The sequence below is a fragment of the Vibrio sp. Isolate25 genome (assembly GCF_022398025.1).
GTDB lineage: Bacteria > Pseudomonadota > Gammaproteobacteria > Enterobacterales > Vibrionaceae > Vibrio > Vibrio coralliilyticus_A.
Genome location: NZ_JAKEUT010000002.1, coordinates 24,926 through 38,418, shown reverse-complemented (window position 1 = coordinate 38,418; position 13,493 = coordinate 24,926). Strand labels below are relative to the sequence as shown.

General features: G+C 46.5%; 9 protein-coding genes. 6 read left to right on the top strand and 3 right to left on the bottom strand.

Features of this window, described 5'->3' with window-relative positions; all coding sequences use genetic code 11:
• The first annotated feature begins 4 nt into the window (after positions 1-4).
• The 6 genes from L1D15_RS06935 to L1D15_RS06910 all read left to right on the top strand — a co-directional run bounded on the left by L1D15_RS06935 (position 5) and on the right by L1D15_RS06910 (position 9,535).
• Positions 5-1,000 (top strand): ABC transporter ATP-binding protein, encoded by a 996-nt coding sequence (locus tag L1D15_RS06935; RefSeq protein WP_239837783.1) that lies wholly within the window; start codon positions 5-7, stop codon positions 998-1,000.
• Between the two features lie 55 nt (positions 1,001-1,055).
• The gene (locus L1D15_RS06930) at positions 1,056-2,777 is read left to right on the top strand and encodes a glycoside hydrolase family 9 protein (protein ID WP_239875151.1); all 1,722 of its coding nucleotides are present in this window, start codon (positions 1,056-1,058) and stop codon (positions 2,775-2,777) included.
• A 1-nt stretch (position 2,778) separates the two neighbouring features.
• A complete protein-coding gene (locus tag L1D15_RS06925; RefSeq protein WP_239875150.1) occupies positions 2,779-3,654 on the top strand; it encodes an N-acetylglucosamine kinase in 876 nt (291 codons plus the stop codon).
• 9 nt (positions 3,655-3,663) lie between these two features.
• On the top strand, positions 3,664-5,571 hold the full coding sequence (locus L1D15_RS06920) for a family 20 glycosylhydrolase (protein WP_239875149.1): 1,908 nt from the start codon (positions 3,664-3,666) through the stop codon (positions 5,569-5,571).
• 88 nt (positions 5,572-5,659) lie between these two features.
• Positions 5,660-8,068: a N,N'-diacetylchitobiose phosphorylase gene (locus L1D15_RS06915; RefSeq protein WP_239875148.1), complete on the top strand. Its 2,409-nt coding sequence runs from the start codon at positions 5,660-5,662 to the stop codon at positions 8,066-8,068.
• Between the two features lie 54 nt (positions 8,069-8,122).
• Positions 8,123-9,535: a phosphoglucomutase/phosphomannomutase family protein gene (locus L1D15_RS06910; protein ID WP_239875147.1), complete on the top strand. Its 1,413-nt coding sequence runs from the start codon at positions 8,123-8,125 to the stop codon at positions 9,533-9,535.
• Positions 9,536-9,583: 48 nt separating this feature from the next.
• On the opposite strand, the gene L1D15_RS06905 is transcribed toward L1D15_RS06910, so the two are convergent.
• From L1D15_RS06905 to L1D15_RS06895, 3 genes are all read right to left on the bottom strand, one after another.
• Positions 9,584-10,615, bottom strand: a complete 1,032-nt coding sequence (locus tag L1D15_RS06905) for an ABC transporter ATP-binding protein (RefSeq protein WP_239875146.1) — start codon at positions 10,613-10,615, stop codon at positions 9,584-9,586.
• Entirely contained in the window at positions 10,615-12,240 is a 1,626-nt protein-coding gene (locus L1D15_RS06900) for an iron ABC transporter permease (protein ID WP_239875145.1), read from the bottom strand. The genes L1D15_RS06905 and L1D15_RS06900 overlap by 1 nt, the downstream gene beginning before the upstream one ends.
• 165 nt (positions 12,241-12,405) lie before the next feature.
• Positions 12,406-13,419, bottom strand: a complete 1,014-nt coding sequence (locus L1D15_RS06895) for a Fe(3+) ABC transporter substrate-binding protein (RefSeq protein WP_239865216.1) — start codon at positions 13,417-13,419, stop codon at positions 12,406-12,408.
• Positions 13,420-13,493: the final 74 nt, after the last annotated feature.

The following is a 13,493-nucleotide window of genomic DNA, read 5'->3' as shown; positions in this document are numbered from 1 at the left end:
AATGATGAGCAAAGAATTTGGCGAACTACTAATCGAAGGAAAAAATCTAGTTAAGGATTTTCCGATTAACAGCAATGCACTACAACAACCCATGATGCGTGCAATCAACGACGTATCATTCAGAATGTATAAAAGTCGTGGCCTTTCAGTGGTCGGCGAATCTGGTTCAGGTAAATCAACCACAGCCAAAATGATCGCAAAAATGTATGCCCCGACATCTGGAACCATTGAATACAAAGGAAGAGATATCAAAACGATTGATTCTCGATCTGATCTGATGGCTTACCGAGAAGGGGTTCAGATGGTGTGGCAAGACCCATTTGGATCTTTAAATCCAACCCACAACATTTTTCACCACATTGCCCGTCCATTACTGATTCACAAAAAAGTGAAGCCAGGTAATAAGAAAGAGCTTGAAGAGCGTGTTTACGATCTACTCGAACAAGTCGGGCTGATCCCGCCTAAAGAAACCTCTCAGAAATTTCCCCACCAACTATCTGGTGGGCAACGCCAAAGGGTTAATCTTGCGCGCAACATCGCGGTGGGTGCAGAGGTGGTACTCGCCGACGAACCAACATCAATGCTGGATGTGTCGATTCGAGCTGGTGTGCTCAACTTAATGGAAGAAATGAAATTTGAGAAGCAGATGTCACTGCTTTATATCACTCACGATATCGCTACAGCTCGTTACATTGCCGAAGATCTTGCCGTGATGTATGTGGGCCATATGGTTGAATGGGGGGACACTGAAGAGATAATTCACAACCCTCAGCATCCATACACCCAGCTATTGGTCTCAGCAGTACCAGATCCAAGCAAATCGATTCACGAAAAGTTAAAAGGCAATAAGGGCGAAATCCCTCTTTGGACTCCAAGTTCTCTAGGGTGCCCTTTCGCTGGACGTTGCCAACATGCCACTAGTCAATGCCGTGAGCAGCTTCCGGAAGTCACTCAACTGTCAGACAACCACTTTGTGCGCTGTTACTTGTACCAACACTAAAACAATATCGAAGTCAGCAGAGTGGCTGGCTTCACCTAACCACTCGGAGATTTCAATGCTGCTACTTACTAACCACATTGGTTATGAATCCCTGGGACCAAAACAGGCTATTCTGATGGCAGATGTACCCAACCTACCATCTTCCACTGCCCTTTTGGTGTGTGCAGATAGTCATCAGACTGTTGCGTCACTGGATGTCGAGACTGGCACTCGAGTCGCAAATTGGCACCAGGGATATTTTTTTCGCATTGATTTTTCTAACATTCAGAAAGCTGGGCGCTACTACCTCACTTTTGATAACAGTCAGTCTGAGATCTTCTCCATCGCAAAAGATAGACTTCTAACGTCAACGCTTTCAGACGTACTGCACTATTTTAAATCCCAACGCTGCAGCGGCATCTACGATCGTCAGGATCAAAGTGTTCCACTGTTCAATACTGAAGAACGCGTGGATGTCAGTGGCGGTTGGTATGACGCATCAGGTGATGTCAGCAAATACCTAAGCCACCTTTCTTATGCTAACTACCTCAATCCTCAACAGATTCCAATTGTGGTTTGGAATATTCTTAAAGGCCTCGAGTTGAGCCAATCCAGTACTAGCTTGGCTTCCTACACTCGCTCAAGGATGGAAGAAGAAGCTCTATTTGGTGCTGATTTTTTGGTCAGAATGCAGCATAAGTCCGGTTATTTCTACACAACGGTATTTGATAAGTGGTCAAAAGATCCAGAGCAACGCGAAATTTGTGCCTACGCCACACAAGAAGGCCATAAATCAGAGGGTTTTCAAGCGGGCTTCCGCCAAGGCGCAGGAGCGAGCATTGCAGCGTTGGCAGCCGCCGCCCGATTAGGTAAAAAAGGAGAATTCAGCACTCAACGATACCTCCATACTGCTGAATTAGGCTACCAGCACCTCAAAGAGTGCAATCGCTACTACCTTGATGATGGTGAAGAAAATATCATTGATGAGTATTGCGCTTTGCTCGCCTCAACCGAGCTTTATAAGACCACACTCAATACTCACTATTTAGAGGAAAGTCGCGACTGGGCTCAACGTCTCACACAGCGCCAACACTCTGATGCTTACATTCAGCACTTCTGGTCGGCCAACAGCGATGGCTCTAGACCTTATTATCATGCAGCCGAAGCTGGGTTACCCGCGATTGCGTTGTGCCAATATTTAGAGATAGAAAACCGTTCAGATTTGTATGAATCCGTCTTAGCAACGCTCACACAAGCTTGCCATTTCGAGTTATCTATTACCCATAAAGTCGCCAACCCATTCGGCTATCCTCGTCAGTACGTCAAAGGGGTCAGCCAAAGCAAGCGAGACTCTTTTTTCATCGCGCAAGACAATGAGAGTGGTTACTGGTGGCAAGGAGAAAATGCTCGATTAGCCTCATTAGCCAGCATGGGATACCTTGCTCAAACTCACTTAACCGATACCAACCTCAAACAAGCATTAACTGATTTCTCACAGCACGCCCTTAACTGGATTCTTGGGCTAAATCCGTATGACATGTGTATGTTAGATGGTCATGGACATAACAACCCAGACTACTTACCCCATCTCGGTTTCTTTAATGCCAAAGGCGGTATTTGCAATGGTATCACTGCAGGATTTGATGACGCCGAAGGGATCGCTTTTAACCCTAATGAGCACAAAGATGACATGCTACAGAACTGGCGCTGGGGTGAGCAATGGCTCCCTCATGGCGCATGGTTTCTGCTAGCTATACTCGCCCAACACACGCATTTTCAATCCACGGAGAAGCACTAAGATGACGCATTATTACGTTGGTGTGGATGGTGGTGGCACTTCCTGTCGCGTACGCATCAGAGATCCACACGGAAAGTTACTAGGCGAAGCCAAAAGTGGTAGTGCCAACATTTTGCTGGGTGTAGACATTGCGCTGAACTCCATTATCGAAGCGACTTCCAAAGCCGCCCAAGGTGCAGGCTTAGATCATACCCACTTCCAATACATGCACTTAGGTTTAGCCCTTGCAGGAGCCGAACAAAAATCCGCTTGGCATGACTTCATGGCTCTTACTCACCCTTTTGCTTCACTGGTGCTCAATACTGATGCTTATGGTGCCTGCTTAGGCGCCCACAACGGAGAGAGTGGCGCCATCATGATCGCGGGCACAGGATCGTGTGGCATTTACTTGGCTGGTAGCGAACAACATGTCGTTGGTGGTCGCGAATTTCCCATTTCCGATCAAGGCGGTGGCGCAATTATGGGGCTAAGGCTCATCCAGAAAGTCTTACTAGCAGAGGATGGTATTCAAGAGAAAACTCCGCTATGTCATAAGGTGATGGCTCATTTCTCCAACGATGTTGATCAGATTGTTAGCTGGTCTAAACACGCCTTGCCTCGGGATTATGGCCAATTCTCACCAACAATATTTCACTACGCTAAAAGCGCTGACCCATTAGCACTTTCACTGCTTAAGCAGACTGCTGAAGATATCGAAATGTTCATTTGTGCTCTTCATCGCAAAGGAGCTACACGAATTTGTTTAATGGGGAGTATCGCAGAACGCATTTACGATTGGCTTTCTCCTCCTGTCCAACAATGGATTGTTGAGCCACAACTCGACGCGATTGAAGGTGCCTTGATGTTTGCAGGCAAGCCTGAACACAATTTGTATTAAGAGGTTATCATGAGCTATCGCATTGACCTTACTGTCTTATCAGAACACAAACACTACTGCCGGTTTGGTCTAACCCTGCACAACCTATCTGAACAAGCGCTAGTGAACTGGCAATTACAGTTTATCATTGACCGATACATCCTTCCTGATAGCTTCAGTAACGGGCAAATAAAGCAAACAGGGAGCTTTTGTGTTGTTGAGCCAGATAATCACACTTTGGCGGCCAATCAGCATTATTATTGCGAATTTAGCATCAATACTACCCCATTACGTTTCTATACTGATGGGTTGAAAGATGCGTTAGTGCTCAACCAGCATGGTGCCATTAAATTGCCGGTTTCAATAACACCCATAGTGCTCGCCTCCCCTTACCAAGAACGTACTCAGTTATCTCCGACCACAGCGGCTGAACATGCGCTGATACCTATGCCTAATCATATTAGCTATCAGGAGGGCGTTTTTTATTTATCTGCCGCCAGTCAAATCACTCTCCAAACCGCTCAAGCTGAAAAAGCAGCAACATGGCTCGAAAACGAACTCCAGACTTTGTATGGCTATCAAGCTAAAGCGATTGGTCAAAGCGAAATTTTGTTTCGCAATAACCCTACCCTCGATGAAGGCCAGTATCAGTTATTCGTTTCTGCCACAGGCATCCGGCTCGAATCCGCTTCAGCAGCTGGTTTTGTTCATGCGAGCGCAACCTTAATGCAATTGATCAAGCAGGAAAACCATCAACTCTCGGTTCCGTATGTCAAAGTCGTGGATACACCGCGCTTTAGATATCGCGGCATGATGCTTGACTGCGCCCGTCACTTTCATCCGCTCGAAGATATCAAAAGACTGATCAATCAACTCGCTCATTACAAATTCAACACTTTTCACTGGCACTTAACCGATGATGAAGGCTGGAGGCTGGAAATCAACGCATTTCCACAGCTAACACAAGTAGGAGCTCATCGTGGTCAAACAGCGACACTTGAGCCTCAATTCAGCCACCTATCTAGCATGTATGGCGGTTACTATACCCAGCAACAAGTGCGTGAAGTGATTGTTTATGCTCAAGAGCGCGGAATCACCGTCATTCCAGAGATTGATATTCCCGGGCACTGCCGCGCAGCGATTAAAGCATTGCCTGAATTGCTTTGTGACCCTAGCGATAAGTCAGAATTTCGCAGTATTCAACATTACACCGACAATGTACTTTCCCCTGCAATTCCTGGTACGTATGAGTTTCTCGATAAAGTACTCGAAGAAGTTGCCCAGCTGTTCCCTGCACCTTGGGTGCATATAGGCGCCGATGAAGTGCCCGATGGTGTCTGGCTACAAAGCGCAAACTGCCAAGCTCTGATGGAAACGCAAGGATATCAAAATAGCAAAGAACTGCAGGGACACCTGCTTCGCTATGCCGAGCAGAAGCTACGCTCACTCGGCAAACGCATGGTTGGTTGGGAGGAAGCCCAACATGGCGACAAAGTCAGTAAAGATACTGTCATTTATTCATGGCTGAGTGAAGACGCTGCACTCAAATGCGCGAAACAAGGATTTGATGTCATCCTTCAGCCAGCTCAATCCACCTATTTAGATATGGCCCAAGATTACGCACCAGAAGAGCCGGGGGTTGACTGGGCAAACGTCATTCCACTTGAAAGCGCCTACCGCTATGAACCCCTCGCGGATATTCCAGATGAGGACCCAATACGTAAACGCATTCTTGGTATTCAGTGCGCTCTATGGTGTGAACTTATCCACAATCAACCACGGCTTGATTATATGGTGTTCCCTCGTCTCACAGCACTAGCGGAAGCTTGCTGGACAATGAAAGAACATCGCGACTGGCACGACTATCAAGCAAGACTGAAAGGCCACTTATCTTTATTGGATAAGCAACGCATCAATTATCGCAACCCTTGGAAGTAACTTTTGCTGACGGCCATAGCCCTTAGCAGTTTTCTCTAGCAAATATATTAGGCCACGGCTTCAGTGGCAGTAGGAAAAGGAATAAAACATGAAATACGGCTATTTCGATAACGACAATCGCGAATACGTCATCACTCGCCCTGATGTCCCTGCACCATGGACAAATTATTTGGGCACAGAGAAGTTCTGTACGGTTATCTCGCACAACGCGGGCGGCTACTCATTCTACAACTCTCCAGAATACAACCGTGTTACTAAATTCCGCCCTAACGCAACATTCGATCGCCCGGGGCACTACGTTTACCTGCGTGATGATGAGTCGGGGGACTACTGGTCAATCTCTTGGCAACCCGTTGCAAAAAGCTTAGATGAAGCCAACTACGAAGTTCGTCATGGCTTGTCTTACTCTAAGTTCAAATGTGAATACAGCGACATTATCGCAACCAAGACACTATTCGTACCAAAAGGTGAAGATGCTGAAATCTGGGATGTAGTGATTAAAAACACCTCTGACAAACCACGTACCATCAGCGTGTTCTCTTTTGTTGAGTTCTCATTCAGCCACATTCAATCTGATAACCAAAACCATCAGATGTCTCTGTACTCAGCAGGCACGGCTTACAACGAGGGGGTGATTGAGTACGACCTGTATTACAATACCAACGATGCCGAAGGTTTCTACTACCTAGCTTCGACGTTTGACCCAGATTCATACGATGGCCAACGTGACAGTTTCCTAGGTCTATACCGCGACGAAGCAAACCCGCTAGCCGTAGAACAAGGTCAATGTTTCAACACCGCGCAAACGTGTTACAACCACTGCGGCTCTCTGCATAAGCAGTTTACTATCCAGCCTGGTGAAGAAGTACGCTTTGCCTACATTCTAGGTATAGGTAAAGGCAACGGAGAGCGTCTGCGTGCTAAATACCAAGACCTTGCTGAAGTCGACAGTGCCTTCGCTGATATCAAAGCACACTGGGATGAGCGTTGTGGCAGGTTCCAAGTGACATCGCCAAACGAAGGTCTAGATACTATGATCAACGCTTGGACCTTATACCAAGCGGAAACTTGTGTCGTGTGGTCTCGTTTTGCTTCGTTCATCGAGGTGGGTGGTCGTACAGGTCTTGGTTACCGCGATACAGCGCAAGATGCAATCTCAGTTCCTCACGCTAACCCAGCAATGACGCGCAAACGTATCGTTGACCTACTGCGCGGCCAAGTGAAAGCGGGTTACGGTCTACACCTATTCGATCCAGATTGGTTCGATCCAGAGAAAGCAGATGTTAAACCATCTAAATCTCCAACCGTAGTTCCGACACCTTCTGATGAAGATAAGATTCACGGCATCGAAGACACATGTTCTGATGATCACCTATGGCTAGTTCCAACCATCTGTAAGTACGTGATGGAAACGGGTGAGCACAGTTTCTTTGACGAAGTGATCCCTTACGCAGACGGCGGTGATGCAACCGTTTATGACCACATGAAAGCAGCGCTAGACTTCTCGGCTGAATACGTCGGTCAAACCGGTATCTGTAAAGGTCTACGTGCAGACTGGAACGACTGTCTGAACCTAGGTGGTGGCGAATCTTCAATGGTGTCGTTCCTACATTTCTGGGCACTGCAAGAGTTCATCGACCTAGCGAAATACCTAGGTAAAGAAGCCGACGTTGAGAAATACACGGTGATGGCAGCAAACGTTCGTGAAGCGTGTGAAACACATCTTTGGGACGACGAAGGCGGCTGGTACATCCGTGGTCTGACGAAGAATGGCGACAAGATAGGTACCGCGCAACAAACAGAAGGCCGAGTACACCTTGAGTCGAACACACTAGCCGTACTTTCAGGCGCGGTCTCCCAAGAGCGTGGTGAAAAAGCGATGGACGCCGTAGACGAGAACCTATTCTCTGAATACGGCTTACACCTCAACTCGCCATCCTTTGCAACACCAAATGACGACATTGGTTTTGTAACCCGTGTTTACCAAGGCGTAAAAGAGAATGGGGCCATCTTCTCGCATCCAAACCCATGGGCTTGGGTTGCTGAAGCGAAACTAGGCCGCGGTGACCGTGCAATGAAATTCTACGACGCACTCAATCCATACAACCAAAACGACATCATCGAAAAACGCATCGCTGAACCATACTCCTACGTACAGTTCATTATGGGGCGCGATCACCAAGATCATGGCCGAGCTAACCACCCTTGGCTAACAGGGACATCCGGCTGGGCTTACTTCGCAGTCACCAACTTTATTCTTGGTGTGCGTACAGGCTTCGATGGCTTAACGATCGACCCATGTATCCCAACTGATTGGCCCGGTTTTGAAGTGACTCGCCAATGGCTAGAGGCGACTTACAACATCAAAGTGGAGAACCCAGACTCAGTGAGCAAAGGGGTCAAATCGATCCTAGTCAATGGAGAAAAAGTGTCTGGCGCCACGATACCCGTACAACCAAAAGGTAGCGTAAACAACGTCGTCGTTGTGCTTGGTTAACTACCCAATGAGCCTCTCACAGAGGCTCTTCGCGATAAATAAAGGATTATAGATATGATCAAGTTTGGTACTGGCGGCTGGCGTGCTTTTATCGGTGAAGAATTCACTAAAGACAACGTACGCTTAGTCGCTCAAGCCGTGGCGAACATCATTAACCGTGAACAAGTTGCCGAGCGCGGTTTTGTGATTGGCTACGATCGCCGATTCCTTTCAGACAAAGCCGGGCGCTGGTTCGCGGAAGTTCTCGCAGCCAATGGCATCACCGTCAGCTTTATCGACAAGTTTGTTCCAACCCCAATCGTGATGTTCAAAGCGAAAGAGATGAACTGCGCTTATTCCGCATGTATCACCGCTTCTCACAACCCAGCCGACTACAATGGCGTCAAAGTGTTTATTGAAGGGGGGCGTGACGCCGATGAAATCATCACGGAAAAGATCGAATCGCAGATCGCAAACTTAAGCCTAGCGCATGTAGCCTCCGTCGAGTTTGATCAAGCAGTTGAAGATAAACTGATTCAATTGATCAATCCCATGAACGAGTTTGTTGATTCAATCATCGACTTTATCGACATAGAAGCGATCAAAAAAGCCAATTTACGCGTGTTGATCGATCCTATGTTTGGTGTGGCGAAAAACGCATTGCAAACTGTACTGATCAATGGCCGCTGTGACGTTGATGTTATCAATGACGGCAAGAACCCTGATTTCGGCGGATTAATGCCTTCACCGAATGCTGCGACTCTGTATCGTCTCAAGCACCTTGTCGCCGCTGAAGGTTACGACATTGGTATTGGCACGGACGGAGACGCTGATCGCTTAGGTATCATTGATGAAAAAGGCAACTTCATTCATCCCAATGAAGTGCTTATTTTGCTCTACTACTACCTGCTGGAGTACAAAGGTTGGAAAGGTTCTGTTGTACGTAACATTGCGACCACTCATATCCTCGACAAAATAGCAGCAGACCATGGTGAGAAGAGCTTTGAAGTCCCCGTTGGCTTCAAACACATTAGCTCACAAATGGAAGCCGATGACTCACTGATCGGTGGAGAAAGCTCTGGCGGCCTAACCATTCGTGGTCACATTAAAGGTAAAGACGGTGTCTTCGCCTCCAGTCTGCTGGTTGAGATGATTTCAGTCACAGGCAAAAAACTGTCAGAGCTCTTAGACGAAATCTACGCTAAATACGGTTATGCCTATACAGCCGAAGGTGATTGCAGCTTCAAAAGTGGTCAAAAGCTGCACCTACACAACAAGATTTACGTCGAGAAGCAATTGCCGAAGTTTAAGTTTGAAATAGAGAGAGTCAGCTATGATGATGGGGCTAAGGTTTACTTCAAAAATGGTGGTTGGGTGATTGCTCGCTTCTCTGGTACCGAGCCTCTTCTGCGTATCTTTGCAGAGATGGCGGACAAGGAGACCGCAGAAGGCATCGTTGAACAGTTCAAAACATTCTTACAACTGTAACTAGCCTAGAGATCAAAACACCCAGCGATTTGCTGGGTGTTTTGTTATTTAAAAAGCCAGAACGCCTTGCGTCTCTACTTTGACCGAGACAGGCTGCCCTATCGACAAAGGTTCCGCCGAACTAGCCAGTAATCGACTCCCGCTAGCATCAATCACATAACGACAATGGTCGCCCATGAACTGTTGCTCTAAAACGGTCACACTGCTTTCTTCTGTGGCACTGATTTGAACATGCTGTGGACGCAACAATAGCTCACATTCCGCTTGTAACTGAATTTCCTGCTGCGCTTTTGCTTCCACTAGCCCAAGGTCGGTCTCAAATTCAGACTCCGAAACACGCTTGGCCATAAGATAGCTACCGCCGCCTAAGAAGTCGGCTACAAATTTACTTGACGGTTGGTAATACAATTCACTCGCAGTACCATATTGTTCAATTACACCATGGTTCATAACCGCCATCTTATCGGCGAAAGCAAACGCCTCTTCTCTGCTGTGTGTTACGAAAATTGCAGTAACACCTTGCTTCTTAAAGATTTTACGTATTTCTCTAATTAACTCATGACGAACCTGAGTATCAATATTGGAAAAGGGCTCATCCAGCAAAAGTAAATCAGGCTTATAAGCCAACGAACGAGCTATCGCGACACGCTGTTGTTGCCCCCCAGATAACTGATGCGGGTAACGTTCGCCATAGCCAGTCAAGTGCACCAGCTCCAGCATCTCCGCCACTTTAGCTTTTCTCTCTTCGCTAGTCAGCGCCTTAAGACCAAACGCCACGTTGTCCTCAACCGTCAGGTGAGGAAACAAGGCGTAATCCTGAAAGATCATACCAATATTGCGTTGTTCTGGAGGCAACCAATTCTCACCATCATCAATGGTCAGACAATTCAAACTCATGGAACCCGAGCTGAGTGGTAATAAGCCAGCAATGGCTTTAAGCAAAGTCGTTTTACCACAGCCACTTGCCCCTAAAAGGCACACAATTTCCCCATGCTCTACATTCAACGATAAGGATTCAAGTACAGTCGTCTGCTCATCGTACTTACAAGTTAAGTTATTGATCGATAATGCACAGCTCATCAGTGTGTATGCTCCAGTGAACGGTTAACCATAACAAGGGGGATCAAGCCAACTAAAACCAGCAGGACAGCAGGTAACGCCGCTAATTCCAGCTGCTCATCAGAGGCAAAATTGTAAACGTAAGTAGCTAATGTTTCGAAGTTAAAAGGCCTTAAGAGTAGCGCAGCATTCAGCTCTTTCATCGACTCAATAAACACAAGGAGCCCAGCAATCAAAGCACCGCGACGAATTAATGGAAAATGCACACGCCATAGCATTTGATTGGAGTTACACCCCATAGTACGAGAAGCCATATCCAACGATGGAGACACTTTATTCAAGCTACTTTCAATACTGCCGATCGCTACCGCAGAGAATCGAACCACTAAAGCAAAAATAAGAGCAAACATAGAGCCAGAAAATATCAGCCCTGGCCGGCCCCACTGCATATATTTGGCAATATCATTGACGAAGTGATCCATCAATAACACAGAAACCATAACACCAATGGCCAGTACAGTACCTGGCACGGCATACCCCATTGATGATAAACGCATAAACGCCATGCTCTGGCGGTTGTTAGACAAGCGACTATAAAAATTAACAATAAGCGCGACCACCACACCAATAAAAGCAGCACTTAAAGAAACATAAAGGCTGTTTAATGCGTACTCGCGAAATTCAGGTGTCCAGCTCTGAGCAAAATACTTATAGGCATAGATAGACAGTTGTAACAGAGGCAGAAGAAAGGCAATGGCGACGATACCCCAACACCAAGTGAGTGCTAGCCATTTTTTCCAGCCGCTTAGCTCGTAACGAAAGTCTTCTCTGCTACTAAACTGATTCTGAAACAGTTTTTGTTTACGGCGACTGTAACGCTCTGTGCTGAGCAATAAGATGACAAACACCAACATGATGGCAGAAATTTTCGCTGCCGCTGTCAAGCTAGAATACCCAAGCCAAGTATCGTAAACCGCCGTTGTTAGAGTGTTAACGGCAAAGTAACTCACCGTTCCAAAGTCACCAATGGTTTCCATGGCCACTAGCGATAAGCCAACCGCCATTGAAGGACGAGCCAGCGGCAGTGAAATACGACGAAAGCTTTCCCATGGCGAGCATTTCAGCAGGCGTGCTGATTGCAGCAAGGAAACGTTTTGCTCCATAAAAGCCGCGCGGCAAAGTAAATAAACATAGGGATACAGAACCAGAGCGAGCACAATAATCGCCCCCGTCAGTGTTCTTATATCAGGAAACCAATAATCTCCCGGCCCCCAACCAGTGAGGTCACGAAGTAAGATTTGCACAGGCCCAGCAAAGTCGAGCCAATCGGTAAAGATATAACCCACAATATAAGCTGGCATGGCTAAAGGTAACACCAACGCCCATTGTAAAATACGTTCACTGGGCAAGCGACACATCGCCATAATCCACGCGGAAGGAATACCAAATACGAGGGACAGAACCATCGTCCCCAACGCTAATACCACGGTATTGAATGTATAGGTTGGCATCACGGTTGACATCAGATGAGAGAACAGCTCATCTGTTTCGCCAATCGCGGTAAAGAATATCGCTAAGATCGGCAAAACCAGTAGCAGAGCTAGCGTCCCACTACTGGTTTTCCATAAATAATTATTTTCTTTCATTGCTTAATAATCATCGGTATATATAACTCGAATGCATTTGCTAATACATCTCATATACCTTTAATACGCTTAAGGGTCAGTTATACCCTTATAAACAAACAACCTCAAGCGACCCTTGTAAAAGAGCGACTTGAGGCCGTCTAGAATGATATGAAGCGTTAATGATTACAGGTCAAACTTGACTTCATCAAGCAGCTTGATTGCAGCGGCATGGTGCTCAGCAATTTCATCCAGAGAAATCGTATCCGCTTTAAACTCACCCCAAGAAGCAACCAGCTCTGAAGGTTTCACATCGGCTTTTACTGGGTATTCGTAGTTAACTTCAGCGTACATACCTTGTGCTGTATCTCCCGCTAGGAATTCCATCAGCTTAAGCGCATTCTCTTTGTTTGGAGAGTACTTAGCCATTGCCATACCAGAGATGTTTACGTGAGTACCAGTTGTGTTCTGGTTAGGGAAGTTAATGTAAACCGCATCAGCCCATGCTTTTTGCTCTTTATCGTTAACCATCTTACCTAGGTAGTAACTGTTGCCCAGAGAAACGTCACATAGACCTTCTTTGATCGCTTTCACCTGTGCACGATCGTTGCCTTGAGGCTTACGCGCTAGGTTAGCTTTAACGCCTTCTAGCCACTCTTTAGTTTCCGCTTCGCCTTTATGAGCAATCATAGAAGAAACTAGAGAAACGTTGTAAGGGTGCTTACCACTACGAGTACAAATTTTTCCTTTGAACTCAGGCTTAGCAAGATCAGCATACGTGAAATCATCACCTAGCTTACCAACACGGTCACGTGAAGAGTAAACACTACGAGTACGAGTAGTTAGAGCAAACCACTCATTGTCAGTATCTTGGTATTGAGCAGGGATATTCTTCTCAAGAACGTCGCTTTCTACAGACTGAACCAAGCCTTGCTTAGTTAACTCAGCAAGACGGCTGATGTCCACAGTCAGGATCACATCAGCAGGGCTGTATTCACCCTCTTGAGCTAGCTTCTCTGCTAGACCTTTCTTTGCGAACTTAACGTTAACTTTGATGCCTGTTTCTTTAGTGAACTCGTTGAACATAGGCTCAACTAGGAAAGGTTGACGGTAAGAGTACACGTTCACTTCTTCTGCAGCCATCGCTGTCGGTGCTAATGTCGCACACGCTAGAGCCGAAAGAGTTAGCAGTTTTTTCATTGGTTCAGTCCTTTAACTTCGTAATGATAACGTTTATCAGTTGCGTTATTATATTCATGATGATTTAGAAAACA

What these genes read in the sequence shown, in the direction of transcription:
- L1D15_RS06910 (WP_239875147.1), top strand. Translation starts at nt 8,123, where the DNA reads ATGATCAAGTTTGGTACTGGCGGCTGGCGTGCTTTTATCGGTGAAGAA.
- L1D15_RS06915 (WP_239875148.1), top strand. Translation starts at nt 5,660, where the DNA reads ATGAAATACGGCTATTTCGATAACGACAATCGCGAATACGTCATCACT.
- L1D15_RS06930 (WP_239875151.1), top strand. Translation starts at nt 1,056, where the DNA reads ATGCTGCTACTTACTAACCACATTGGTTATGAATCCCTGGGACCAAAA.
- L1D15_RS06895 (WP_239865216.1), bottom strand. Translation starts at nt 13,419, where the DNA reads ATGAAAAAACTGCTAACTCTTTCGGCTCTAGCGTGTGCGACATTAGCA.
- L1D15_RS06925 (WP_239875150.1), top strand. Translation starts at nt 2,779, where the DNA reads ATGACGCATTATTACGTTGGTGTGGATGGTGGTGGCACTTCCTGTCGC.
- L1D15_RS06920 (WP_239875149.1), top strand. Translation starts at nt 3,664, where the DNA reads ATGAGCTATCGCATTGACCTTACTGTCTTATCAGAACACAAACACTAC.
- L1D15_RS06935 (WP_239837783.1), top strand. Translation starts at nt 5, where the DNA reads ATGAGCAAAGAATTTGGCGAACTACTAATCGAAGGAAAAAATCTAGTT.
- L1D15_RS06900 (WP_239875145.1), bottom strand. Translation starts at nt 12,240, where the DNA reads ATGAAAGAAAATAATTATTTATGGAAAACCAGTAGTGGGACGCTAGCT.
- L1D15_RS06905 (WP_239875146.1), bottom strand. Translation starts at nt 10,615, where the DNA reads ATGAGCTGTGCATTATCGATCAATAACTTAACTTGTAAGTACGATGAG.